At 73.3% G+C, this 24052-nt stretch carries 22 protein-coding genes; 3 read left to right on the forward strand and 19 right to left on the reverse strand.

Annotated elements, in window-relative coordinates; all coding sequences use genetic code 11:
- Nucleotides 1–20 precede the first annotated feature (20 nt).
- The 6 genes from dxs to Q7T67_RS07425 form a co-directional block, all read right to left on the reverse strand.
- Complete coding sequence (dxs, locus tag Q7T67_RS07400) at nt 21–1991, reverse strand: 1-deoxy-D-xylulose-5-phosphate synthase (RefSeq protein ID WP_304787574.1); 1971 nt, start codon at nt 1989–1991, stop codon at nt 21–23.
- A 3-nt stretch (nt 1992–1994) separates the two neighbouring features.
- Complete coding sequence (locus tag Q7T67_RS07405; RefSeq protein WP_304787576.1) at nt 1995–3050, reverse strand: polyprenyl synthetase family protein; 1056 nt, start codon at nt 3048–3050, stop codon at nt 1995–1997.
- Entirely contained in the window at nt 3047–3235 is a 189-nt protein-coding gene (locus Q7T67_RS07410; RefSeq protein WP_304787578.1) for a hypothetical protein, read from the reverse strand. The genes Q7T67_RS07405 and Q7T67_RS07410 overlap by 4 nt, the downstream gene beginning before the upstream one ends.
- A gap of 125 nt (nt 3236–3360) precedes the next feature.
- The gene (locus tag Q7T67_RS07415; RefSeq protein WP_304787580.1) at nt 3361–3774 is read right to left on the reverse strand and encodes a transcription antitermination protein NusB; all 414 of its coding nucleotides are present in this window, start codon (nt 3772–3774) and stop codon (nt 3361–3363) included.
- 96 nt (nt 3775–3870) lie between these two features.
- Complete coding sequence (gene efp / locus Q7T67_RS07420) at nt 3871–4431, reverse strand: elongation factor P (RefSeq protein ID WP_304787583.1); 561 nt, start codon at nt 4429–4431, stop codon at nt 3871–3873.
- 156 nt (nt 4432–4587) lie between these two features.
- Nucleotides 4588–5001 (reverse strand): helix-turn-helix transcriptional regulator, encoded by a 414-nt coding sequence (locus Q7T67_RS07425; RefSeq protein WP_304787586.1) that lies wholly within the window; start codon nt 4999–5001, stop codon nt 4588–4590.
- A gap of 80 nt (nt 5002–5081) precedes the next feature.
- On the opposite strand from Q7T67_RS07425, the gene Q7T67_RS07430 reads away from it, so the two are divergent.
- Nucleotides 5082–6353 carry an MFS transporter gene (locus Q7T67_RS07430; RefSeq protein WP_304787588.1) on the forward strand — a complete coding sequence of 424 codons (1272 nt, stop codon included), beginning with the start codon at nt 5082–5084 and terminating at the stop codon, nt 6351–6353.
- A 176-nt stretch (nt 6354–6529) separates the two neighbouring features.
- Entirely contained in the window at nt 6530–6910 is a 381-nt protein-coding gene (locus Q7T67_RS07435; protein ID WP_304787590.1) for a hypothetical protein, read from the forward strand.
- A 25-nt stretch (nt 6911–6935) separates the two neighbouring features.
- Here the strand turns inward: Q7T67_RS07435 and Q7T67_RS07440 are convergent, their stop codons facing one another.
- The 11 genes from Q7T67_RS07440 to Q7T67_RS07490 all read right to left on the reverse strand — a co-directional run bounded on the left by Q7T67_RS07440 (nt 6936) and on the right by Q7T67_RS07490 (nt 19510).
- The gene (locus tag Q7T67_RS07440) at nt 6936–8039 is read right to left on the reverse strand and encodes a Xaa-Pro peptidase family protein (RefSeq protein ID WP_304787591.1); all 1104 of its coding nucleotides are present in this window, start codon (nt 8037–8039) and stop codon (nt 6936–6938) included.
- Nucleotides 8036–8701: a type II 3-dehydroquinate dehydratase gene (locus tag Q7T67_RS07445; RefSeq protein ID WP_304787593.1), complete on the reverse strand. Its 666-nt coding sequence runs from the start codon at nt 8699–8701 to the stop codon at nt 8036–8038. The genes Q7T67_RS07440 and Q7T67_RS07445 overlap by 4 nt, the downstream gene beginning before the upstream one ends.
- Nucleotides 8702–8747: 46 nt before the next feature.
- Complete coding sequence (locus Q7T67_RS07450) at nt 8748–10286, reverse strand: bifunctional shikimate kinase/3-dehydroquinate synthase (protein WP_304787595.1); 1539 nt, start codon at nt 10284–10286, stop codon at nt 8748–8750.
- An 86-nt stretch (nt 10287–10372) separates the two neighbouring features.
- Nucleotides 10373–11563, reverse strand: coding sequence for a chorismate synthase (gene aroC, locus Q7T67_RS07455; RefSeq protein ID WP_304787597.1), 1191 nt, complete (start codon nt 11561–11563; stop codon nt 10373–10375).
- A gap of 160 nt (nt 11564–11723) precedes the next feature.
- Entirely contained in the window at nt 11724–12797 is a 1074-nt protein-coding gene (locus Q7T67_RS07460; protein ID WP_304787599.1) for a hypothetical protein, read from the reverse strand.
- Nucleotides 12794–13582: a type II secretion system protein GspM gene (gspM, locus tag Q7T67_RS07465; RefSeq protein WP_304787600.1), complete on the reverse strand. Its 789-nt coding sequence runs from the start codon at nt 13580–13582 to the stop codon at nt 12794–12796. Before gspM ends, Q7T67_RS07460 begins: the two co-directional genes overlap by 4 nt.
- Complete coding sequence (locus Q7T67_RS07470; RefSeq protein ID WP_304787601.1) at nt 13579–14373, reverse strand: hypothetical protein; 795 nt, start codon at nt 14371–14373, stop codon at nt 13579–13581. Before Q7T67_RS07470 ends, gspM begins: the two co-directional genes overlap by 4 nt.
- A complete protein-coding gene (gene pilM / locus Q7T67_RS07475) occupies nt 14373–15419 on the reverse strand; it encodes a pilus assembly protein PilM (protein ID WP_304787603.1) in 1047 nt (348 codons plus the stop codon). Before pilM ends, Q7T67_RS07470 begins: the two co-directional genes overlap by 1 nt.
- 127 nt (nt 15420–15546) lie before the next feature.
- Nucleotides 15547–16293 (reverse strand): A24 family peptidase, encoded by a 747-nt coding sequence (locus Q7T67_RS07480; RefSeq protein ID WP_304787616.1) that lies wholly within the window; start codon nt 16291–16293, stop codon nt 15547–15549.
- Between the two features lie 213 nt (nt 16294–16506).
- Entirely contained in the window at nt 16507–19143 is a 2637-nt protein-coding gene (locus Q7T67_RS07485) for a penicillin acylase family protein (RefSeq protein WP_304787605.1), read from the reverse strand.
- A 148-nt stretch (nt 19144–19291) separates the two neighbouring features.
- Entirely contained in the window at nt 19292–19510 is a 219-nt protein-coding gene (locus Q7T67_RS07490; protein WP_304787607.1) for a DUF2945 domain-containing protein, read from the reverse strand.
- A gap of 164 nt (nt 19511–19674) precedes the next feature.
- Here Q7T67_RS07490 and Q7T67_RS07495 point away from each other — a divergent pair, with 164 nt between their 5' ends.
- Entirely contained in the window at nt 19675–21378 is a 1704-nt protein-coding gene (locus tag Q7T67_RS07495) for a diguanylate cyclase (protein ID WP_304787609.1), read from the forward strand.
- A 670-nt stretch (nt 21379–22048) separates the two neighbouring features.
- Here the strand turns inward: Q7T67_RS07495 and Q7T67_RS07500 are convergent.
- Together Q7T67_RS07500 and Q7T67_RS07505 are read right to left on the reverse strand one after the other, a co-directional pair.
- Entirely contained in the window at nt 22049–23359 is a 1311-nt protein-coding gene (locus Q7T67_RS07500; RefSeq protein ID WP_304787611.1) for a hypothetical protein, read from the reverse strand.
- Between the two features lie 146 nt (nt 23360–23505).
- Nucleotides 23506–23958, reverse strand: a complete 453-nt coding sequence (locus tag Q7T67_RS07505) for a prepilin-type N-terminal cleavage/methylation domain-containing protein (protein ID WP_304787613.1) — start codon at nt 23956–23958, stop codon at nt 23506–23508.
- Between the last annotated feature and the right edge of the window lie 94 nt (nt 23959–24052).

The raw sequence follows: 24052 nt of genomic DNA on the forward strand, positions 1-24052 counted from the left end.
GGCGCGGCGCCGCGCGTCCGTCAGTCGCCGGCGGCCGACGCCCCGACGGGGACGCCCAGCGCGACGCCGATGCGGGCCGCGACGTCGGCGCCGGTGAAGCCGACCTCTGCGTGCAGGAGCTTCGGCGCGCCGTGCGTGACGTAGCGGTCGGGCATGCCGACGCGGAGGATGCGGCACGAGCCCCAGTCCACGCCGTGCTCGTCCCCGGCCTCCCAGACCGCCGATCCGAACCCGCCCTGGAGGACGCCCTCCTCGACCGTCACGAGCAGCTCGTGGTTCTGCGCCAGGTCGCGCACCAGCTCGACGTCGATCGGCTTGGCCCAGCGGGCGTCGGCGACGGTCGCCTCGACGCCTGCCTCGGCGAGGACGGCGGCGGCCTCGAGGCCGACGCCGACGCCCGAGCCGTAGCCGAGGATCGCGACGCGGTCGCCCTGACGCAGGACCTCGCCCTTGCCGATCGGCAGGACGCGGGGGCCCTCGGCGCCGGGCAGCGGGACGCCGGTGCCCTCGCCGCGCGGGTACCGCAGCGCGAACGTGCCGGGGTGCTGGATGCCGGTGTGCAGCAGGTGCACGAGCTGCGACTCGTCGCGCGGTGCGGCGAGGACGATGTTGGGCAGGTGCCGCAGGTAGGCGATGTCGAAGACGCCGTGGTGCGTCGGGCCGTCGTCGCCGACCAGGCCGGCGCGGTCCATCGCCAGGACGACGTCGAGCTCCTGCAGACAGACGTCGTGGACGATCTGGTCGTACGCGCGCTGCAGGAACGTGGAGTAGATCGCGGCGACGGGCTTGAGGCCCTCGAGCGCGAGACCCGACGCGAAGAGCAGGGCCTGCTGCTCCGCGATGCCGACGTCGAAGTAGTGATCGGGCTCGGCGACCTGCAGCAGGTTCAGACCGGTGCCCGTGTTCATCGCCGCGGTGATGCCGACGACGCGGCGGTCCGCCCGGACCTCCTCGATCATCCGCTCGCCGAAGACCTGGGTGTAGGTCGGGGGCTTGGGCGGTGCGTCGGGATCGACCGCGACCTTGGGCGCCGGGGCGCCGTGGACGATGGAGCCGGGCTTGGCGGCGTGCCACTTCTCCATGCCCTCCAGCCCGCCGTCCTCGGCCGGGGCGAAGCCCTTGCCCTTGACGGTCTTGACGTGCACGACGACGGGCCGGTCGGCCTTGAACGCCTGACGCAGGGCGACGCGCAGGGCCGCGACGTCGTGGCCGTCGACGACGCCGACGTACGCCCAGTCGAGCGACTCCCACAGCTCGCCGTGGGAATTCAGGAGCTTCATCGAGCCCTTGAGCTTGGGACCGACGTTCTCCACCAGACCGCCGACACCGGGGAGGTCGGTCAGCCGCTCCTCGACCTTCTCGCGGCCGTGCCACAGCTTCGGGTGCAGCCGGACGCCCTGGAAGTACCGCGACAGCGCGCCGACGTTCGGCGAGATCGACATCCCGTTGTCGTTGAGGATCACGACGAGCGGCGTGCCCAGGCCGCCGGCCTGGTGCGCGGCCTCGAAGGCCACCCCACCGGTCATCGACCCGTCGCCGATGACCGCGACGACCTTGCCGGGGACCTCCGCGCCGTTCGAGTTGGCCTCGCGGATGCGCATGCCCTCGCGCAGGCCGACGCCGTAGCCGATCGACGTCGACGCGTGGCCGGCGCCCATGATGTCGTGCTCGGACTCGTGGATCGAGCAGAACGGCGCCATGCCGTCGTACTTGCGGATCGTGCCGAGCTGGTCCCGTCGACCCGTGAGGATCTTGTGCGGGTAGGACTGGTGACCGACGTCCCAGAGGATCTTGTCCGTCGGGCTGTCGAGCAGCGAGTGCAGCGCGACCGCGATCTCGCACGTGCCGAGGTTGGCCCCGAAGTGGCCGCCGATCTCACCGACCGTGTCGATGATGTGCTCGCGGACCTCCTGCGCGACCTGCTGCAGCTGCTCCTCGGAGAGGCCGTGCAGGTCCTGCGGGCGGTCGATGCGGTCCAGCAGGCGGGTCACGGGTCAGTTGGTCCTCGTGTGGATGAACGCGGTGAGGGTGTGCAGGTCCTCGGCTCCTGTCGAGGGTACGGCGGAGCGGAGGGCCGTGGATGCGGCGTCGTGCAGCTCGGTGGCCATGCTGCGGGCTCCGTCCAGACCGTACTCGGTCACGTACGTGCGTTTCCCGTGACGTTCGTCGCTGCCTTGCGGCTTGCCGAGGTCGAGGTCCGTGCCGGTGACGTCGAGGATGTCGTCGACCACCTGGAACAGCACGCCGAGGTCGGCGGCGAAGCCCCGCAGGGCGGCGGCGCGGTCGTCGTCGACGCCGGCGATCGCCAGCACGCAGCCGACCGACGCGCCGATCAGGCGGCCGGTCTTCAGCTCGTGCAGGACGCGGAGGTCCTCGGCCGTGACGACCGGTGCGACGGGGACGGCGACGGTCGGACCGGCCGGGCCGCCCGAGCCCGGGGCCGCGGCGGGCAACGGCGTCTCCGGGCCGGGCGCGACGTCGTCGGCCGGGGATGCCGCGGCGTCGAACCCGACCGGGTCCCCCGCCCCGCTCTCGGCCGCGGCCAGCGCCTTGTCCGCCGTGACGTCGAGGAACTGGCCGCCGACCATGCCGTCGACGCCGGTGGCGTCGGCGAGCTCGGCGGCCGCGACGAGCAGGTTCTCGGCCGGGACGCCGGCGGCCAGGCCCGCGGTCAGGAGGTGCTTGAACGCCTCGGCGTAGAGCGCGTCGCCGGCGAGGATCGCGACGTCCTCCCCGAACGCGACGTGGCAGGTCGGCCGGCCGCGACGCAGGTCGTCGTCGTCCATCGCCGGCAGGTCGTCGTGGATCAGCGAGTAGGTGTGGATCAGCTCGATCGCGGCGGCCAGCGGCATCGCCGCGCGCTGGTCCAGGCCGAGTGCCCGTGCGGTCGCGAGCGCGAGGACGGGACGGATCCGCTTGCCGCCGGCCAGCAGCGAGTAGCGCATGGCCTCCTCGAGTCCGCCGACGGCGGGAGCCCGGGCGGGGAAGCGCAGCGCCGTCAGGTACGCGTCGACGGCCGCGCGGAGGTCGTCGGGGTAGGGACCGCTCATCGGCCGGCGGCCTCGCGCACGAGGCGGTCGAACGCCGCACCGGCGTCGGTCGCCGTCTGGGCGACCTGCTCGGCGGCGGTCACCTGCTGGTCGGGGTCCGCCGCGTCGTCGGCGACCCGGCCGAGGGCGTGCTCCAGACGGGCGATCTGGATCTGCAGGTCCTGGTCGGCGGCCGGATCGCTCACCCCCACAGTGTGCAGGATCGACGGACCGTGGCGCGCCCGCGCCCGGGTGCCGGGCCCGGACCCGCCGCCGGTGGGCGTCCGGCTCTGCCCCAGGTCGGCGTCGGGACGACGTCGAGAACCGGGACTCAGTCGGCCGGAGGCCGCGAGCCCTGGTCCTTGAGGATCGCCGAGAGGATGCCGTTGACGAAGCCGGGGGCCTCGGCGTCGCAGAACGTCTTCGCGGTGTCGACGGCCTCGGAGATCGCGCCCTCGGCGGGGATCGGGCTGTCGGCCGGGACCACGTCGGGGTGCAGCATCTCGAGCAGGGCGACCCGCATGATCGACCGCTCGAGCGGGTTGATGCGCTCGACGCTCCAGCCCTTCGCGTGCTTGCCGATGAGCGCGTCGAACTCGTCCTGGTGGTCCGTCGTCGCGTGGGCGAGCGAGCGGGTGAACATCGCCGCGTCGGTGTCGAACAGGTCGTGGAGCGGCCGCCCGGTCAGATCGTGCTGGTAGACGGTGAAGACGGCTTCCCGCCGCTGGTCGCTCCGACGTGACATTCGGCGGGAAGGCTACGCCACCCGCTCCGCGATCGACGGCCGGGGAAGCTCCCGCCGCGCGACGGGCCCCGGCAGGCGCCGGGGCACCCGGGGCCGCTAGGCCCGCGACATGTAGTCGCCGGACTCCGTCTGGACCTTGACGCGGTCGCCGATGTTGACGAAGAGCGGCACGCGGATCTCGGCGCCGGTCTCGAGGGTGGCGGGCTTGTCGCCGCCACCGGAGGCGGTGTCGCCGCGGAGGCCGGGCTCGGTGAAGGTGACCTCGAGCTCGACGGACGAGGGCAGCTGGACGTCCGAGGGCTGGTCGTCGATGAAGAGGATCTGGACCTCGTCGTTGGCCCGGACGAAGCGCAGCGCCGACCTGACGGCGGCGATCGGGATGGCGAGCTGCTCGTAGGACTGCGTGTCCATGAAGTGCGCCTCCGTGCCGTCCTCGTAGAGGTACTGCATGTTGCGCGCCTCGGTGTGGACGGAGCGGAACTTCTCGCCGGCGCGGAAGGTCTTGTCGATGACGTTGCCGTCGCTGGCCCGGCGGAGCTTCGAGCGGACGAACGCGGCGCCCTTGCCCGGCTTGACGTGCTGGGTCTCGAGCACCTTGAAGACGACCCCGTCGACCTCGATGTGGTTGCCGTTCTTCAACTGGTTCGTGGAGATCATGAGCTCCGGAGAGTCTAGGCGGAAGCGCACGCCCGGCCCCGCGCGAGTCCCGCGGAGCACCGGACGGAGCCTTCGACCGGAGCTCCCGATCCCCCGCGACCAGGTCGGGCGACCGGGTCGGCAGGCTCCGGGGCGTCGCCGTCGGGCGGCCCCGGCTCAGGCGCCCGTCAGGACGCCCACGAGCCCCGGGAAGCGGGCCTCGAGGTCGTCGCGACGCAGCGAGATGAAGCGCTGCGTGCCCGCCTGCCGGGTGCGGGTCAGACCGGCCTCGCGCAGCAGGCGCACGTGGTACGAGCACGTCGACTTCGGCAGGCCGAGCTGATCGCCCAGCGCGCCGCAGAGGAGCTCGCCCTGGTCGGCCAGCGTGCGGACCATCTGCAGACGCAGTGGATCGCCGACGGTACGCAGCGCCTGGGCCAGGTCGAGCGCGTCGACCGGCGGGTGCCGGATCGTGTCGCGCGCGACGGCGGGGGCGACGCTCCCGCGGGGGGCGTCGGGCGAGGCGTCCGCCGGCGTCGGGCGAGCCACGGCCGTCGCGACGTCACCGGTGCTGATCGCGGGAGTGGACACGCCCCTATGCTACAACGCAGTTGTTCCAAACGTTTGGAACTTCACGACGCACCGGCCGCCGCCGAACAGGATCGCCCGCCATGACCACCGCCTCCCCGACCGCCGCACCACCGACCCACCGCCGGTACGAGCTGCCCCCGACCGCCGCGTACTGGCTGATGGCCGCGATCATCGGGCTGGCCCTCTTCGCGTCCGCGACCCCGTCGCCCCTGTACGCGACCTACCGCGAGGAGTGGGGCTTCTCGTCCTTCGTCCTGACGGCGATCTTCGCGGTCTACTCCGCCGGGGTGCTCGCGGCGCTGCTCGTGGCCGGGCGGATCTCCGACGACGTCGGTCGCCGCCCCGTCCTGGTCGGGTCGCTGGTCGTGCTCCTCCTGTCGACCGCGATGTTCGTGGCGGCGAACTCCGTGCTGTGGCTGTTCGCGGCGCGGGCGCTGCAGGGCGTGGCCACCGGCGTGGCCCTCGGGTCCGCAGGCGCGGCGCTGCTGGACCTGCACCCGCGGCGCGACAGCCACAGCGCGGGCCTGGCCAACGGCTTCTTCAGCACCGCCGGCATGGGGCTCGGCGCGTTCATCGCGGCGGTCCTCGTGCAGTACGGGCCGATCCCGATGCGCCTCCCCTACCTCGTGCTGCTCGTCGTCTTCGGGGCGCTGCTCGTCGGAGCGCTGCTGATGCCCGAGCCCGTCGCTCACCGCCGGCCGCTGAACCTGCGCTTCGAGGCCCCGCACGTGCCGCCCGCGATCCGCGGGGCGTTCGTCCTGTCGGGCCTCGGCGTCCTCGCCTCGTGGTCGATCGGCGGGCTGTTCATGTCGCTGGGCCCGCAGCTCGCGGCGATCGAGCTGGGGACGGACAACCACGTCGCCGGCGGACTGGCGATCCTGGCCCTCACCGGATCGGGCTCGATCGCGCAGCTCGTCTTCCAGCGGGCGGCACCGCACCGCCTGACGACCGGGGGCGCCGTGGTCCTCGCCGTCGGTCTGGCGAGCGTCGTCGGGTCGCTGTCGCTGAACTCCGGCGCGCTGTTCCTCGCCGCCTCGGTGCTGACCGGCGTGGGCTGGGGCACCGCGTTCCTCGGCGCGCTGCGGTCGCTGACCGCGGTCATCCCCGCCGAGACCCGCGCCCGAACGATGTCGGCGTTCTACCTCGTCGCCTATTCGTCGCTGTCGATCCCGGCGCTCGCCGCCGGCCTGACGACGTCGTCGCTGGGACTGCTGCCGACGTTCCGGATCTTCGGCGCCGTCGTCGCGGTCCTGGCGCTGGTCGTCGCGGTCGCCGCGCACCGGACGCGGCCGACCCGCGCCGTCGGAGCGGACCGGGCGGCCGGTGCGCCGGTCGTGCCGATCGCGGACTGAGGACCGTCGGGGCACCGCGGGCCCGGCGTTCGTTGGACCCCAGGCGGGTCAACGAATTCGGGCGGTTCGGGCCTCCGGACACCCTGGCGACCCCGGGCATCCGGGTGGCGCAGAGGACGCCGACACCACGGCTGACGGCGTAACCCTGATCGCCGTGCAGTCGCTAGGCTGCCCCGATGCGCACCACCGCGATCCGTCGCCGTTCAGCCCTCGCCACCGCCGTCGCGGTGGCCGCGATCGCCGGAGCCGCGGGACCGTCCACCGCGTCGGCGGCGTCGTACCGGTCCTGCTCGCCGTCCTCCGTGAAGCCGCTGCAGAAGTACGCCGCGAGCTTCGCGACGGCCGAGGTCAAGGGCGTGACCTGCAAGAGCGCCGTGCGGCTCGTGCGCTCCGCTCTGGCGAAGGCCTTCGCCGACGAGACGTCCGGTACCCCGGAGGTCGCGGGCTACCGCTGCCGGCTGAGCGGGTCCAGCGACGCGTCGAACGGCGCGGACCCGTTCGTGCGGTACACCTGCAGCAAGGGCACCCGGCGCATCCGCTACACGCTGGTGAGCTAGGCCGGGACCGCCGGGGGCGCGCCGCTCAGGTGACCTCGATCAGGTCCTTGCTCACCGTGGTGTAGACGTCGCTGCCGTCGTCGGTGACCGCGACGAGGTCCTCGATCCGCACGCCGTGGTGGCCCGGCACGTAGACGCCCGGCTCGACGGTGACGATCTGGCCCGTCACGAGCTTGCCCTGGCCGCGGGGGCTCAGCGTCGGGGCCTCGTGGACCTCGAGGCCGACGCCGTGGCCCAGGCCGTGACCGAAGTGGTCGGCGTGGCCGCCGGCGGCGATGATGTCCCGGGCCACCTTGTCGACGGCCCGCGCGTCGGCGTCGGCCTTCACGGCGGCGAGCGACTGGAGCTGCGCGTCGAGGACGAGGTCGTAAACGGCGCGGGCGTCGTCGGAGATGCCGCCGGTCGAGACGGTGCGCGTGGAGTCGGAGCAGTAGCCGTCCAGGACGCTGCCCCAGTCGACCGTCAGCAGGACGCCCTTCGGGATGACCTCGTCGCGGGGCGAGGCGTGCGGCAGGGCGCCGTGGGCGCCGGCGGCGACGATCGGGTCGAAGCTGCTCCCCGAGGCGCCGAGCTCGCGCATGCGGGTCTCCAGGCGCAGCGCGAGTTCGCGCTCGGTGCGGCCGACCACGCCGCCCTCGAGGACGATCTCGGAGAACGCGGCGTCGGCGAGCTCGGAGGCGGCGCGGATCGCGTCCAGCTCGTCCGCGTCCTTGACCGCCCGCAGCCCGGACACGAGACCCTGAGCGGGCACGAGCTCCTGGCCGATCTCGACGGCGTTCTTCAGGCGGCGGTGGGCCGCGACGGTCAGCTGCGCGTCGTCGAAGCCGACCTTGCGCACGCCGTGGGGCAGGTGGGCGGCCAGGCCGGCACCGCCGAGGTCCCGACCGCCGTCGATGCGCTGCCACGGGTCGAGGACCTGGTCCTTGGCCTGGGCGACGTAGCGGAAGTCCGTGATGAAGCGGCGGATCGGGTCGCCCTCGGAGTCGCGGCCGACGACGACGACGCCGTTGGACCCCGTGAAGCCGGTCAGCCAGCGGATGTCGTGGAGGTTCGTGACGACGAGGGCGTCGAGGCCCTGCTTCTTCGCGAGCGCGTCGAGGCGGTCCGCGCGGGTGGCCGGGGCGCTCACAGCGCGCCCCCGTCCGGGCCGGCGGCCGGCGGCGAGGTCATGCTCGTGGGCGGCGTCGGGTCCTGGGCCGGCATCGGCGGCGCGGCCGCGGGGTCGGCGTCGTTGTCGTCGTGCAGACCGGGCGGCGTCGGCTCCGTCGGGTCGGTGATCTGCGGCGTGTCCGAGCTGGAGAGGTGCTCCTCCGTCGGGGTGCCGGAGGCGGGGACGCGCTCGGGCGCCACCTCGACGAGGTGTGCCTGCAGGGCCTCCAGCGCGGCCTTGTAGCCCTCGGGCCCCCGGCCGGAGATCTTCTGCAGGACGAGGCCGTCGAAGACCGAGCTGCGACGCCACTCGTCGCGGGCCTCGACGTCGGAGAGGTGCACCTCGATCGCCGGCACGTCGGCCAGCTCGAGGGCGTCGCGCAGCGCCCAGGAGTAGTGGGTCCAGGCGCCGGCGTTCAGGATGATCCCGTCGACCAGACCCTCGGCCCGGTGCAGGTACTCGACGAGCGCGCCCTCGTGGTTGGTCTGGAAGAACCGCGGGATCAGCTCGAGCTCGCCCGCCCACTCGTCGACCTGCCGCTCGAGCTCCCGGAAGGTCAGGGGCCCGTAGTGCTTCGGGTCCCGTCGGCCGAGCTGATCGAGGTTGACGCCGTGGACCACGGCGACACGGAAGCGACGCATGCCGTTGATCCTCGCACGGTCGGGCCGGAACCCGCTGCCCGTGCGGCTACGGCGCGAGCTCGGCGACCGCCGCCCGCACGTCCTTCGCGGCGAGCTGCTGCCCGAAGCGGACGTCGCCCGGCTCGCGGACGACGACGAACGGGACCGGGGCCGAGCCGACGCGCTTCTTGTCCTTCGCGGTGGCCGCGTGGACCTCGTCGACGTCGATCGCGGCGTCCATGGTCGTCGGCAGGCCCGCGTGGGACAGCAGCCCGGAGACCTGGTCGCGCAGCGCCTCCTGGCCCGAGAGCCGGAGGGCGGCCAGCAGCCCCAGGCCGACGGCCTCGCCGTGGCGGTAGCGACGGTAGTCCGTGACGGTCTCGATCGCGTGGCCGATCGTGTGGCCCAGGTTCAGCACCTGTCGGCGGCCGCCGTCGCGCTCGTCGTCGGCGACGACCTGCAGCTTCGTGCGCGCGCAGCGCATGACCGTCAGCGGGTCGACGGGGGCGCCGGAGGACACCTGGTCCCAGAGGGCGCCGCCGGCGATCAGGGCGGTCTTGACGACCTCGGCGTAGCCGGCCGCCAGCTCCTCGCGCGGCAGCGTCTCCAGCGCGTCGGGGTCGACCATCACCGCGGCGGGCTGGTGGTACGCGCCGACGTAGTTCTTGGCGGCCGGCAGGTCGACGCCGGTCTTGCCGCCGTAGGCCGAGTCGACCTGGGCGACGAGCGTCGTGGGCACCTGGACGACGGGCAGGCCGCGCTGGAACGTGGCGGCGACGAAGCCGGCCAGGTCGCCGACGACGCCGCCGCCGATCGCGACGACGTGGTCGCTGCGCGTGGCGCCCTGGTCGATCATCGCGCCCCAGACGCGCTCGCAGGTGGCGAGCGTCTTGTGGGCCTCGCCGGGCGGGAACTCGATCAGGCCGGCCAGGCCGGGCACGCGGCCGGCGTGGTGCTCGGCGACGTGCTCGTCGGTGACCGCGATGCGGCGCGAGGTCTCGGGCAGCGGCCACGGTGGGAGGTCGCGCAGCAGGCCGGGGCGCAGCCAGACGGGGTAGCCGCCGGAGTCCGTGTGGGCCCAGAGCAGCTGGGCGCCCTTGGCGTCCTTCACCGACTGGATGACCGGGATCGCCGGCCGCAGGAGCTGGCGGTCGACCTCGGGGAGGATCACGTCGGCGACCTGCTCGTAGATCGCCTGGCGCTCGTGGAACAGCGCCTCGAACGCCCTGCGGTCCTTCGCCAGCGGGCGGCTGGAGCGCTTGGCGCGGCGCCACGCGGTCGGCAGGCTGACCTGGAGCAGCACGACGATGTGGGACCGCAGCGCCTCGCGGACCTTCGCGGAGCCCAGGGTGCCGCCGCCGAGCGAGACGACGTCGCCGTCGGCGCGGTCGAGGATCTCCAGCGTCACGCGCTCCTCGACCTCGCGGAACGCGCCCTCGCCGTGCTTGGCGAAGTACTGCGGGATGGTCGAGCCGACCTGCTTCTCGATCCGCTTGTCGGTGTCGACCATGCGGGCGCGCAGGGCGCCGGCGACCATGCGGGCGCCGGTCGTCTTGCCGGCCCCCATGAAGCCGATCAGGACGATGGCGGGGCGCCTACCCGACACGGTGGGCCCTCCGGGTGCGGCCGACCGAAGGCACGGCGGTGCGGCCGCCGGGGGCGGCGGGCTGGAGCGGGCGGCCGGTCATCGGCTCAGCGCGTCCAGCCGATGCGCGCCTCGTAGGCGGCGACGGCGGCCTTGACGTCGTCGATGTGGTCGCCGCCGAACTTCTCGCGGTAGGCGGAGGCGAGGACCATCGCGATCATCGCCTCCCCCACGACGCCGGCGGCCGGGACGACGCACGAGTCGGTGCGCTCGCGCAGCGCCTTGGCGGGCTCGCCCGTCGACAGGTCGACGGAGCGCAGCGGCTTGGTGATCGTCGGGATCGGCTTGACCGCGGCGCGCACGACGAGCGTGTTGCCGTTGGTCATGCCGCCCTCCAGACCGCCCGCGTGGTTGGTGCGGCGGCGGACCGCGCCGGTGGCGACGTCGCCGTCCTCCGCGTCGGCGGTGCCGAAGATCTCGTCCTGCGCCTGCGAGCCGGGGGTCCCGGCCAGGCCGAACCCCTCGCCGAACTCGACGCCCTTGTGCGCCTGGATCGAGCAGATCGCCTGGGCGAGGCGGCCGTCGAGGCGCTCCTGCCAGGAGACGTGCGAGCCGATCCCGGGGTGCAGCCCGAAGGTCAGGACCTCGTAGGCGCCGCCGATCGATTCGTTGTTCTTCCGCTCGACGGTGATGTGCTTGACCATCGCCTTCGAGGTGTCCGCGTCGAGGGTCCGGACGGGGTCGTCGTCGATGCCCTCGAAGTCCGCGACCTGCAGCGGGCGGTCCACGGCGGGCGCGTGGACCGAGCCGATCTGCGTGACGTGGGAGCGGATCTCGACGCCGAGCGCGCGGAGGAAGGCCTTGGCCAGGGTGCCGCCGGCGACGCGCGCGGCGGTCTCGCGGGCGGAGGCGCGCTCGAGGACGTTGCGCACGTCGTCGTGGCCGTACTTCCAGACGCCGACCATGTCGGCGTGCCCGGGGCGGGGCATGTGGACGGGCGGGACCTCGGCCTCGACGGGCCAGGGGTTCATCCGCTCCTCCCAGTTCTGGTAGTCGCGATTGACGACCCAGAGGGCGACGGGGCCGCCGAGCGTGCGGCCGTGCCGGACCCCGGAGCGGACCTCGGCGGTGTCCGTCTCGATCTTCATGCGACCGCCACGACCGAAGCCCAGCTGTCGACGGGCCATGTCGCGGTTCATCGCCTCGCGGTCGAGCTCCAGGCCGGCCGGCAGTCCCTCGACGAGCGCCGTGAGCCCTGGTCCGTGCGATTCACCTGCAGTGGAGAGGGTCAGCGACATGACGTCCGATTCTACGGGCGGGCCGCCGGTGCGGCCCCGCGCCCCCAGGGGGCCCGGGGGTCCGGAGCCCGGGTGCGGGCGCCGCGCCCGCCCAGGGCGATCGGGCGCCCGGTCCGTGGATCAACGGGTCCCTGGCCCGGGCGGTCGCGCCGCCCGGACGTCAGCCCGCGACCTTGTACCCGCCGCGCCAGATCGCCGTGACCCGCAGGGCGGTCACGGCGCCGGGTCGGCCGCCCGCGGACCTGGGCGCACGGATGACGGCGGTGCGCCCCGTGTGCACACGGACCAGCCGGCAGTCGCCGGAGCTCAGCCGCTCGACGCAGCGCGTGCCCTTGGACTGCTTGCCCGTCAGCGCCGCTCCCTCGCGCAGCCGCAGCGTCACGACCTGGTTGGTCCGGGAGACCCCGACCACCCGGGCGACGGTCTTCGTCGACGACGGGACGAGCAGGCCCATGCTGCGCTTGCTGCGGGTGCTGCGGCCCGACGCCGTGTTGACCCGCAGGCTGATCTTCGCGGGGCGGTCGGCGACGGCCCGGAGGACGGCCGCGCGCCGGGCGGCGGCGGTCGGTGCGGCCGGCGAGCCGGTCGACCCGGAGCCGCTCTTGGCCCCGGAGCCGCTCTTGGACCCGGTGCCGGTCGACCCGGTGCCGCCGGTCGACCCGGTCGAACCGCCCGACGAGGTTCCGCCCGCCGCCGCGTTCGCCGCGGCGGACTGGGCGGCGGCGCGCTCGGCGAGCTCCCGGGCGGTCTTGGCGGACGACGAGGAGCCGCCCGCGGCCGTCGCGGACGACCCCGTCAACGACGAGCCGGACGCCGCCCCTGAGGCGGACCCGGGGGTCGCGGTCGCCGTCACGCCGGTCACGGCATCGGTGCCCGACGTGATGGCGGCGAAGGGATCGGCCGACCGGCCGGCGGCGCTGGCGCGCGCGGCCCGGCGACGTTCGCGGGCGGCGTCGGCGGTGCTGACGCCCTCCCCCGCGGCGGCTGTCCCGTCGACCCGCTCGACGATCCGCAGCGCGCGCTCGACGACGGGATCGCTCGGCTGCGCGATCGCCGCCGGGGCCGGGTCGGGCTCGGTCTCCTGCGACGCGCCGTAGAGCGCGAGGCCTCCCCCGCCGAGGACGACCACGCCGAGGATCGCGGCCATGACCGGATCGACGTCGATGGCGCTCTTCGAGCCGCCGCCCGAGGACGAGCGCGACCGCAGCGACCCGATGCTCCCGAAGCGGCTCACGGCTGGCTCCCCGCGGCCGGCGCTGCGGTGGCGGTCGCCGCGGTGGCCGCGGCGTCCTTCGGCAGCAGGTAGGCGACGACCGACAGGGTGCCCTTCAGCGTCCGGCCGCCGGAGGTGCCGCCGCTGGCCAGGTCGACCGAGTCGACCCGCAGCAGACGCCCCTTGGCGCTGACGCGGCCGCCCTCGCGGACCCGCACCTCGCTCTGGATCGACTTGAGGAACTTGGTCACGCCGGTGTAGCGCCCGGCGATCTCGATGTTGAGCTGGACGGGGACGCTGCCCGCGGGGGCCGCGGCGGTGCCGGGCGTGCCGGGCACGGCGCTGCCGTCCGCGGCGGTGCCCGCCGGGGTGCCGGCGGTCGCCGGCGTCGTCGCGGTGGTCGCGGTGGTCGACGTCGTGCCGGTGGTACCGGTCGTCGTCGCGGTCGCCGGGGCCACGGGCGTCGCGGTGGCCGCGCCGTTGGTGACCTTCAGGACGTCGAAGGTGACGCCGTAGCGCTTGGCGGTGCTGTCGAGGCCGTCGATCAGCGCGGGGGCCTCGACCTTCTCGGGCACCGCGATCGCGAGGCGCTCCAGCGTCTCCTCGTTCTGGGGCGTGCGCTTCGCGGCCTCCTTGGCCGTCGCGAGCTGCCCCGCGACGGCGGCGGCCTGCGACTCGGCCTGCGCCTGCGCGTCCTGCGCGGCGGTGCGGTCGTCGCGGGCGGGGCTCACCAGGACCACCCAGAGCAGCGCGGCGACGATGACGACGCCGAGCGCGAGGAGGACCTTCTGCATCTGGGCGGTCATCGGCCGGTCCCGTTCGTGGTCGTGGTGGAGGACGACGTGGTGGTCGCCGCGTCGGGGGTCGCGGCGGCGCCGGGCGTGGCCGCCGTGCCGGTGGTCGCCGCCGCCGCGGTGGCGGCCCCGTCGATGATCGTCTGCGCCGAGAGGCCCAGAGCGGCGTCGGCGGTCACGCGGGAGCAGCCCCCACCGCCGGCCGACGCGCCGGAGGAGCCGGAGCCGCTCGCGGACCGGGCGGTCTGGCTGAGCGCGACGTCCTCGACCTGCGGCAGCGCGCGGAAGCGGCGGAGCGTCGTGGCGACGCGCGGCTGCGTGTCGGCGCAGATCTGGAGCGTGACCGAGCCCGTGCCGGCCAGGCCCGCCGGGGTCGCGGTCGACGTCGTGCCGCCGGCGGCGGCGCCGGTCGCGTTGGCGGCGGCGAGCTGCAGCGTGGTGATCGAGACGTTCGACGGCAGGGATCCGGCCGTCGCCCGCAGGACCATGGCCCAGTCCGTGCGACCCGAGGCCAGCTGCAGGACGGCCGACTCCCGGGCCTGACGCCGCGCGTCGAACGCGACCACCGGGGCCAGACGCGTGACCTGCGCCTGATCAGCGGCGCTCGCGGCGACCGCGGCGACCTCGGCCTCGCGGGCGGTCGCGGTGTCGCTCTTCGTCACGGCCCACAGCCCGACCAGGCCGACGACGACGACCGCGCCGGCGCCGGCGATGGCGTGGTTGACGGTCAGCGAGCTCGACGCGCCGCGGGTGGGACGTGATCCGCCCCGCTCCTCGACGGGCAGCAGGTTCATCGCGCGCATCAGCGCACCTCCTCGACGCTCAGACCGAGCGCAACGGGGTCGGCACCGCCGGCGAGCGCACCGGCGAGCTCGATGGGCAGGTCCAGGGTCTCGTGCAGCAGCGCGGCGACCCCGGGGAGGGCGGCCAGCGGGCCGCTGATCACGCAGGTGGCCGGCGCGACGCCGTCCTCCTGCTCGATGTGGAAGTCGATCGATGTGCGGACGGTCGAGGCGATCGCCCGGATCGTCCGGCCGACGGCCGGCTCCTCCTCGGCGACGTCGTAGTCCACGCCGCTGCGGTCGCCCAGGAGCGCGGCCTCGACCGCGGCGGGGTCGGCGGCGGTGCGCTGCGCCAGGTCCTCGGCGACGGTGCCGATGCCGGCCGGGATCGTGCGGACGAACCGGCACCCGTCGGGACCGGCGACGGCGAGCGTCGTGACCCCGTCGAGGTCGAGCAGGAGCGTCGGCTCGGTCGGGCGGACGCAGCGCGAGAGCCCGAAGGCCAGCAGGTCGACGCCGACGGGGTCCAGGCCGGCGGCGCGGACGGCGGCGACGTGCCCGTCGACGAGCTCCCGGCGGGCGGCGACGACCAGCGCGCGCTTGGTCGGGGCGCCGCCGGCCTCGGCGGGCGCGTCGGGCAGCAGCCGGAAGTCGATCAGCGCGTTCTCTGCGGCGGTCGGGATCCGCTCCTTGGCGAGCATCCGGACGGCGGCGACGATGTCCTCCTCGCGCTGCACGGGCGGCAGGTCGATCACGCGGACGGCGACCTTCTGGCAGCCGATGCCGATGCGCGCCTGCTTGCCCAGGCCCGAGTGCCCCGCGATCGCCTGTCGGATGGCGCCCGCCACGGCGACCGCGTCGATGACCTCGCCGTTCTTCACCGCGCCGGTGGGCAGTGGAGCCGACGCTGCGACCCGCGGCGCGAGCGGCCCGGCGGCGGGTGCGGCCAGCGCGATCGAGACGTGGGTCGCGCCGATGCGGATCCCGGCGACGGGCGCGGTGCTCTGCGCCCGGCGCGACGGCAGGCGCTTGGGCATCTTGGGGAGGGTGAGCTGGCGGCTGGGCATGGTGTGGGACCGGGGGTTCGTCCGTGGGTTCAGGCGTGCTATCGACGCCCGGCGCGGTGTCGGGTGACCGAACCGCCGGGGCTTGGACGACTGTCCGACTTGACCGCGACGGGTCTGCAGGAGTACGTCAGAAGTTGTTGAGGTAGGCGTCGATGACCGGCTGGCCGGCGGCGATCGCCACGACCCCGCCGAACGCCAGGTACGGCCCGAACGGGATCTGCGTCTTGCGGGCCTTCTCGACGCCGGAGCGCGCGGCGAGGACGACGCCGAAGAGCGTCCCCGACAGCAGGGCGACGAGCAGGGCGACGGCGACCGCCGGGCCCAGGCACAGCCCGAGGACGCCGGCGAGCTTGACGTCGCCGATGCCCATGCCGTCCGGGCGCAGCATCGCGGGGATCAGGAGGAAGATCGCAGCACCCAGTCCCGCGGCCACGCGGCCGAGCTCGCCGCCGGGGTCGATCGCGGTGCCGGCCACCAGCGCGATGACGGCCGCGGGCAGGGTGATCGCGTTGGGGATGCGGCGGTGGTCCAGGTCGATCAGCGTGATCGGCACCAGCGCGGTGACCAGGACGATGCCGAGCACCGCGTCGACGGTGTCGTCGGCGACCGCGGCGACCAGCGCCCACAGCAGCGCCGTGGCGCCCTCGACCAGGGGGTAGCGCGCCGAGATCGACGTGCCGCAGTCCCGGCACCGGCCGCGCAACACCAGCCAGGAGAGCACGGGCACGTTGTCGTACGCACGGATCTGGTGGTGGCACTCCGGGCACTCCGAGCGGCCGGTCACGACCGACAGCCCGTTGGGCAGGCGGTACACGACGACGTTGAGGAACGACCCGATGAGGAGCCCGAAGGCGGCGGCGAGGACGATGAGCATCAGGGTCACGGGGAGGGAGGTGGTGGCTCGACGCTACGGCGTCTACAGCGCCACGGGACCGGCGGACGGTGCCGGTTCTGTGACGTCTCCATCACCCATCGGGCGCTGGCCCCCGGGGCTTGAGGGTCAGGTCCACCGGCGCCCCAGGCGTTCCGCCTCGGCGAGCCGCGCGAACCGGCGCCGAGCTGCGCCGACCGCCCTCCGCCGCTCCGCTCAGCGCTGCTTCGCGGTCACCCGCAGCGTCCGCTTACCCACGGTCACGTCGATCCGGTACGCGCCGCGCTTGACCGTCGGCGACGTGGTCACGGCCGCTCCGCGACGGACCACGGTGCGCACCAGGCGCTTCCCGCGCCGCACCTTGACCGTGACCCTCGCGGGCTTCCCCGACGCACGGGTCACGTCCACCCGCGGGCGGCCCTTGCCGCGCGCCTCGTGGACGGTCACGAGCGTCGACCCGTCCTCCGCGGTGTGGATCCGGTCGGCGCTGCGGTCGGCCTCGAGGTCCTTCTCGCAGAACGGGGCGGTCACCCAGCGCTTCTGGCTGAAGAGCTTCGTCTGGTCGCTCGAGTGCACCGACGCGGGGTTCGTCGACTGCCCGTAGGTGAGGATCGTGCGGACGTCCGGGCATCCCGGCTTGAGGTCGACGGCCTGGACGAACGAGGAGCCGTGGACGACCTCGGTGTACCCCTTCTTCGGGTTCCAGGTCGGGGTGATGACGTTGAAGATGCCGCTCGGCCCGGGCCCGCCGGGGATCGGGATCGTCTCGCCGCGCCGGGTCACGGTCTGCCCGCGTCGCAGCGTGGCGTCCAGCGGCAGGCCGGCGGCCTGCAGGTCGGCGACGGCCTGGTTCAGGGCGATCGGGACCGTCGGCGTCAGGCGGTTCAGGCCCCCGGGGGTGTCGACCGGCCGGGCCGGGTCGAACGGCGTGGCGAACGGCCCGACGACGTTGGTGACGACCGGCAGCCCGGTGACGATGCCCGGCAGCACGACCCCGAGCCGCTCGACGAAGCGCTGCCAGAGGACCGCGCCCTTCGAGTCCAGGTCGTTGTGCAGGTCCCAGCCGCGCAGCACGCGGCAGGCCTCGGAGTCGCAGCCGGCGACGAGCGCGTCGCGCCAGATCTCGGCGCTGTAGACCCGGTTGCCCATCCCGACCTGCATGAGGTTCTCGAGGTCGAAGCCCTTGCCCGGCAGACCGTCGGTGCCGGCGACGCGCTCCTGCAGCTGCTTGACGCCCAGCCGCGTGCGGAGCGAGCGGGCCGTCCGCTCGTCGCCGATGATCCGGCTGAAGCCCTCGAGCGGCTTGTCGGGATTGGTCAGCCAGTACGAGTCGTTCATGTTCGACACGTGGTCGTCGCGGCGCAGCGACGGCAGGTTCTTGGGCCCGAGGATCCCCGGCACCACGGCGTCGGGGTCGTTGCCTGGCCTGCACGCGGTGCGCGAGCCGTCGAGGATCGGCAGGCGCTGCAGCAGGTCGGTGGTCCGGCCGAGCGGCGTCTGGCAGTCGCCGTACTTCGCGGCGCTGACGTTCGGCACCGTGCCGATGTCCGCGTAGTACGCGTTGCCTGCGGTGTCCGCGGCGATCGTGTTGACCCACGGGATGCCCTGGTAGCGCTTGAGCACCGCCTCGACGTCCTGCGTGGACTGCGCCTGGTCCATCTCGAAGAAGTGGTTCATCAGACGACCGAAGTTGTCGTCGTTGCCGTCGAGCATCGCGTAGGCGTTGACGGGCGACCACGGGAACAGCGACAGGCCCAGCAGCGACGTGAAGATCGGTCCCTGCTCGGACGAGTAGAGGGTGCGGGTCCGCGGCTCGAGTCGCCCGCCGGCGCCGGGCACCCGGACGGTCACGCGGTCGGCCCGCATGTCCTTGACCTTGCCGTCCTCGACGTACTTCGTCGGCTGGCCCGGGACGAGCTGCAGCTGGTAGGGCACGAACCGCCGGGCGGTCGAGACGGTGTGGCTCCAGGCCATCCCCTTCGTGGTCCCGATCAGCACGATCGGCACGCCCAGGAGCGAGCCGCCGGTCACGTCGAGCTTGCCCGGGACCGTGAGGTGCGCCTGGTAGAAGCGCTCGGAGTCCTGCCACGGGAAGTGCGGGTTGCCGTAGAGCAGCCCGCGTCCGCTGCGCGACGCGGTCTTGCCGATGGCGTAGGCGTTGGAGCCCAGGCCGCCGAGGCGCCGGTCCAGCTCGCCCGGGGCGACCGAACGGGCCGCGGCCTGCGCGTCGACGGGGCCGGTCAGCGGCTGCGCCTCGGCGATGCCGTCGATGGCCACGGAGCTCGAGGCGAGGATCGCGAGCTGGTGGAAGCGCCGATAGACGTCGATCTCGGTGATCGGACGGACCCAGCCCTTGCCGCGGCAGGTCGGGTCCGGGATGCCGGCGGTGCCGCCCTTGCCCTTCAGCCAGGTGTTCCAGCCGGCGACGTAGCCCCGGACGGCCTGGCGGATCTCGTCCTTGGGACCGATCGGCGGCGGGACGGCGGCGAGCCGCTCGACGGTGCCGCGGTCGTTGATCCGCTGGAAGAAGAAGTCCGAGTTGAGGTTCTTCGCCCGCGAGCCGTTGCCGCGCAGCTCGTACGTCTTGTCCGCGCCGAACCAGCGCGAGCGCTCGGCCCCGACGGTCACGTACGTCTCGGCGACGGTGCAGACGTCGTCCTCGGCCAGCGCCTGCGCGTAGCCGTAGCCCAAGGACGCGAAGTCCTTGGCCTTGATGTGCGGGATGCCGTACTCGGTGCGAGCGACGGTGACGTCGTAGCGATCGGCGGCGACGGCCGGCGGCGCCGCGACGGCGCAGAGGACGATGGTGGCGAGACCGGCGAGGGTGGGACGGACCCCTGATGGACGCTTCATCGGCGCAGGCTACTGGCGCGTAGCCGCGCCATGGGAACAGTTCGGCGCCGAGTGTCACGCGGGCACACCGGACGGGGAGGCGCCACGACGCCCCCGTGGCGTCGTGTCGACCCCGCCCGAGGTCAGCGGACGACCGGGATGTGGCGGGTCACCGCTTGTTGAGCTGCTTCCCGGACTTCAGCGCTTTCTTGCCGTCCTTCGTCTCGACGAGATAGGCGGGCTTGTCCTTCGACGCCTTGCGGGTGATCTTCGAGCCCTTGATCTTCTTCGTCACCTTCTCGGTGAAGCGCTCCTTCACCTTGCCCTTGGTCTTGTTGCCCCCGAACTTCCAGGAGACCTTGTCGCCCTTCTTCAGCTTCGTAGCCATGGGGTTCGCGCTACCCGGCGACGTCGCGCAGAAACTTCGCGGCGCCCCGGCTCCGGGTCGCCGGACCACGGAGCGCAGGACGCCGACGTGCGTGGTGTCCAGGTCTCGCCGCAACGCTCAAGGCGGGAGCCCTTTCGGCCGATCGGACGCCCATGGATCACGGGATGCACGGGGGGTCTGCGTCACACCTCTCGTTCGGGGTGGACCCCGGCGTCGCGATCGTGTCGTTCATCGCGGCGGTCGTCACGGCCTTCGTCGCGCTCGAGATCGCCGCCCGCGCCCTGCGCGCGCCGGAGCGCCGACGCCGTCCCCTGCTCGTCGTCTCGGGTCTGACGATGGGCGGCGGCATCTGGGGCATGCACTTCCTGGCGATGCTCGGCATGCGCACCGAGATGGACATGTCCTACCGGCTGGACCTCGTGGTCCTGTCGATCCTCTTCGCCGCCGCGGGATCGACCGTCGCGCTGGCGATCGTGGCCCGCGCGCGCGTGACCCGTCGGCTCCTGGTGCTGGCCGCGTCGTTCATGGGTCTGGCCGTCTCGGCCATGCACTACACGGGTATGGCCAGCCTGCAGACGACGGCCACCCAGTCGTGGAGTCCGCTCGTCGTCGCAGCGTCGGTGGTGGTCGCGTTCTTCGCGTCGCTCCTCGCCCTCGGGGCGGTCGCCTCCATGCACGGCGAACGCAGCGACTGGAGCGCCGGGGGCCGCCTGGGCGCGGCGATCGGCCTGGGCGTCGCGGTCGCCGGGCTGCACTACACCGGCATGGCGGCCGTCTCGTTCCACGAGGGCGCGGCACCGACGGCGACGGCCGGCGGGATCGACGTGAGCACGACGGTCCTGGCCACCGTCCTCGGTGCCGCCGCGTGCGTCCTCCTGATGGTCGTGACGATCGACGGTGCCCGGCACCGCCGGCGCGCCGACCTGGCCGGCGACCTGGCCGTCTTCGCCCGCGTGTCGCGCGACATCGGCCGGCGCGGCGACGCGCGACGGACGGTCTGCCTGGCCGCGGAGGAGCTGATCGGCTGCGACCTGGCGATGCTGCTGGAGCCCGACGGCGACGGCGCCCTGGTCGTCCGCGCCACGTCGGGCGACCCGGTGAACCTGCGCGTGGGCTCCTCCCCCGGCTCGTCCGTCTGCGGCGACGTCCTGCGGTCCGCCACCCGACGCTTCGTGACCGACGTGCGCACCGACGCGGTGGCCGACGACTCGGCCGCCGACACGACCGGCGTGGTCTCCATGCTCTTCGAGCCGGTGCTCCTCGACGACCGCCCGATCGCCGTCCTCGTCGCCGGCTGGACCGAGCGCGTGGAGAGCCCCGGTGAGCGTCGCCTGGCCATCTCGAGCCTGCTGGCCGCCGAGGCCGCCGTCGCCATCGAGCGCGCGGACCTCGTCGCCCGCCTGCGCGAGCAGGCCCTGGTGGACGGCCTGACGGGCCTCCCCAACCGCCGTGCCCTCGATGAGGCCCTCGACCAGGGCGTCCGCCGCGCCGGCCTCACCGGCCGCCCCATCACCGTCGCCATGGTCGACGTCGACCGCTTCAAGGCCTACAACGACGCCCACGGCCACCCCGAGGGCGACCGCCTCCTCTCCGAGCTCGCCTCCTCGTGGCGCGCCGAGCTCCGCGGCCACGACATCGTCGGCCGCTTCGGCGGCGAGGAGTTCCTCCTGGTGCTGCCGGGTGTCGGGTCGAACGTTGCGAGCCGCGTGATCGAGCGGCTGCGTGGGGTCATGCCGGTCGAGGTGACGTGCTCTTTTGGGGTGGCGACGTGGGACGGGGCCGAGGGGGCCAGCGCGCTGGTGGGGCGGGCGGATGCGGCGCTCTATGAGGCGAAGGAGCAGGGGCGGGATCGGGTGGTCGTGGGGTGAGGGGCCTCGAGTACGCGCCGGACGCCGGGGCACGCCCTCGGTCGAAGTCCGTCGACTCGCCGTCGTGACGGGACGAGCCGGCCGCAGAAGGGTCTCGCCGGGCTCGCCTTCCGAGTGACGTCGGGCAGGCAGGGTGCGGAGTCTTCGAGGCCCACGAATCTCCGAGTCCGCGGGAAACCGCGAGTCATCGCCGCCGTGGCGGTCGGCGGGCGGGATCCGTCGCGACCGGCCACCCCGGAGAAGCGGATCCGGTCGGTTCCGTCGAACGACGGCGCGATACCGCACGCTCGATTCCGCGAAGCATGACGATCAGGAGCACGACGGCAAGCCACGTCTCCAGCACCGCACTGAACACCGGCAGGACGTACGGCGACACCGTCGCCACCGCCCTGTCGGTGTCGCACCGTGCTCCGCTGCCTGGCGCTCCCGAAGCGCAGACGGCAGACGTGAACCACGACGACCGGCCGGCTTGCACGCCGTGAGCGGCATGGATGCCCACCGCAACCGGGATCCCGACGGCCGCGATGCGGGTGAGCAGGGACCCGACGCTCAACCGCATTAGGAGGTCTCCGAACGGTGAAGGAGCAGACCCCGGTCGGGCCGGCCGATGCTCGCGCCGGATGAGGACGATGCGGCGCGGTCACGCAATCCTTCCGCCCGAGCTTGTCGCTCAAGCCGCGACGATGGGGGCATCGGTCCGGTCCTCCGAGCGGCCGCGGATGGATCGTCGTGACGGCTTGATTGACGCAACGAGGCGACGCCACCGTTCGGGTGCGACCGCCCGGAGAGACAGCGCCACGCCGAGCGGCACCGCCCACGCCAGGTAGATCGCGGTGTGCGCGTCGGGCGTGACGTTCCACCAGGCGGCCGGCCCGCGGAACGTGATCCAGGCTGCAACCGTGACCGCGATCGCCAACCAAGGTGCTCGCGCACGAATCGCGCTCCACACCGCGAGCGTCAGCAGCGCACCGAGCGCGTAGTAGTCGGCGTTCCAGGTGTCGAGAACACATCGCCACCAGAGAGCCGCGGCGAGCAACAGCAGGAGGTCCGGGCCTCGTCGGGTGTTCAGGGGCCGTCGCGCGTACAGCAGGGCGAGGGCGCCAGCGACGAGGACGATCAAAGGATGCGAGATCCGGCTCGCCCAGCCGACGGCGAGGCGGTCGGCGTACGGCGCGCCCGCCGTGGAGTTGAGGGTGCCAGCGGCACTCCGTGCGGCGTGTCCGACGGGATTCTCGGAGCCGAAGAACCAGAAGGCCTGCGACGGCTTGAAGATGTCGCCGCCCGCGGTCGGGACGAGGCCGGCTGTTCCGCCGACACCGTGCACGAGGAGCGCGGGAGAAGTGAGCGCGACACCCGCCAGGACCATCGACGAGATGCTGACGGCCAGGGCGCGCCGATCTTGGGCAGCGAGCATCACAACCGGGACGGCGACCACGGCCCATGGCTTCGCGGCCGCTGCGACGCCGATAAGGATTCCGGCCGGGATCATCCTGCCCCGGATCGCGGCGAGGACGGCCGAGATGGCCAGGCCCGAGATCAGGAGCTCCTCGGGGTGCCCCATGACTTCGGCGCGCATCGCGAACGGAGAACCGGCGACCATCAGCGCCGAGAGACCGCCGTAGAGCGTTCCGCGAACGCCCCCGACCTGCTCTGCGACGAAGGACCCCAACACGGCTCCGAGACACAGGAGCAGCAGGAGACCGGGGAGCGCCTGGAACCTCCAGGTCCAGAGATCCGTGTCGCCGCCCACGAGCCCGCCGAGCAGTCCGAACGGCGCCTGCATCTCGACAGCCCCGGCATACCCGGGGAGCCGGGAGAGGAAGAGCGTGACGTCGCCGTCTCCGAGCGCCTGAGCCGCAGGAAGGACCTCGGCCTCGTAGTCCGAGAACGCGAACTCCTGCAGCCCGAAGGCCGCGACCAGGGTGGTGGCGGCCAACGCGATGGCGGCGACTATCGGAGAAAAGCGAGGCAGACCGCTCATGGTTCTCGATCGGACACCTGGAGTTCGATCCGGCGGAATCCACCAGCCGCCGGACGGATGGCGGGCCATCCGTGCGACGACACTGGTAGTCAGCCGCAGCTACCGCGGCGAACGACCGCCGTGCTGACCATTGCCGGAGCCTCTAGCTACCAGCTGGCACCGTCGGCGGTGCAACCTGCGTTGTCCTTCCCGCCGGTCATCGTGCAAGAGCGGGTGTATCCGCCGGGCGAGGCTTTGGTGATCGAGAACGTGTTGTTCGTCTTCGACGTCGTCGTCAGCTTGTAGCCCGTGGTCCCCACGGCCGTTCCGTCGGCCAAGGTGCCGAACTGGTTTAGGTCGGAGTTGCCGGCCTTGGTGATGCAGGTCGAGACGGCGGTGCTGTCGTCGGCGAGGCAGGACTCGACCTGCGAGACGGCGTTACGGGCATCCGACTTGGCCGAGGAGTCCTTGGCCTTGTCCGACTCTCCGAGGAACGTCGGCAGAGCGATCGCGGCGAGGATGCCGATGATCAGGATGACGACGAGCAGCTCGATGAGCGTGAAGCCGCCCTCACCCTCGCCGTCCTGGTTCTTCAAGTTGCTGATGGCCTTGTGCAGCATGTGGATTCTCTCCTGAGAAGTGACAGTGATTGACATCGCAAGACCCAGCTCCGCGACCTAGCCGCGGGGTCAATCACGCACCCCGGTGGCGACC

Source organism: Patulibacter sp., assembly GCF_030655195.1.
In the GTDB taxonomy this organism is placed as follows: domain Bacteria; phylum Actinomycetota; class Thermoleophilia; order Solirubrobacterales; family Solirubrobacteraceae; genus Patulibacter.

Bases quoted from the DNA above. Each gene is read 5' to 3' on its own strand.
- Q7T67_RS07485 (WP_304787605.1), bottom strand. From the start codon at position 19,143: ATGAAGCGTCCATCAGGGGTCCGTCCCACCCTCGCCGGTCTCGCCACC.
- Q7T67_RS07500 (WP_304787611.1), bottom strand. From the start codon at position 23,359: ATGAGCGGTCTGCCTCGCTTTTCTCCGATAGTCGCCGCCATCGCGTTG.
- aroC (WP_304787597.1), bottom strand. From the start codon at position 11,563: ATGTCGCTGACCCTCTCCACTGCAGGTGAATCGCACGGACCAGGGCTC.
- Q7T67_RS07430 (WP_304787588.1), top strand. From the start codon at position 5,082: ATGACCACCGCCTCCCCGACCGCCGCACCACCGACCCACCGCCGGTAC.
- pilM (WP_304787603.1), bottom strand. From the start codon at position 15,419: ATGCCCAGCCGCCAGCTCACCCTCCCCAAGATGCCCAAGCGCCTGCCG.
- Q7T67_RS07405 (WP_304787576.1), bottom strand. From the start codon at position 3,050: ATGAGCGGTCCCTACCCCGACGACCTCCGCGCGGCCGTCGACGCGTAC.
- Q7T67_RS07505 (WP_304787613.1), bottom strand. From the start codon at position 23,958: ATGCTGCACAAGGCCATCAGCAACTTGAAGAACCAGGACGGCGAGGGT.
- Q7T67_RS07480 (WP_304787616.1), bottom strand. From the start codon at position 16,293: ATGCTCATCGTCCTCGCCGCCGCCTTCGGGCTCCTCATCGGGTCGTTC.
- Q7T67_RS07495 (WP_304787609.1), top strand. From the start codon at position 19,675: ATGCACGGGGGGTCTGCGTCACACCTCTCGTTCGGGGTGGACCCCGGC.
- Q7T67_RS07435 (WP_304787590.1), top strand. From the start codon at position 6,530: ATGCGCACCACCGCGATCCGTCGCCGTTCAGCCCTCGCCACCGCCGTC.
- Q7T67_RS07445 (WP_304787593.1), bottom strand. From the start codon at position 8,701: ATGCGTCGCTTCCGTGTCGCCGTGGTCCACGGCGTCAACCTCGATCAG.
- Q7T67_RS07470 (WP_304787601.1), bottom strand. From the start codon at position 14,373: ATGCGCGCGATGAACCTGCTGCCCGTCGAGGAGCGGGGCGGATCACGT.
- Q7T67_RS07415 (WP_304787580.1), bottom strand. From the start codon at position 3,774: ATGTCACGTCGGAGCGACCAGCGGCGGGAAGCCGTCTTCACCGTCTAC.
- gspM (WP_304787600.1), bottom strand. From the start codon at position 13,582: ATGACCGCCCAGATGCAGAAGGTCCTCCTCGCGCTCGGCGTCGTCATC.
- efp (WP_304787583.1), bottom strand. From the start codon at position 4,431: ATGATCTCCACGAACCAGTTGAAGAACGGCAACCACATCGAGGTCGAC.
- Q7T67_RS07490 (WP_304787607.1), bottom strand. From the start codon at position 19,510: ATGGCTACGAAGCTGAAGAAGGGCGACAAGGTCTCCTGGAAGTTCGGG.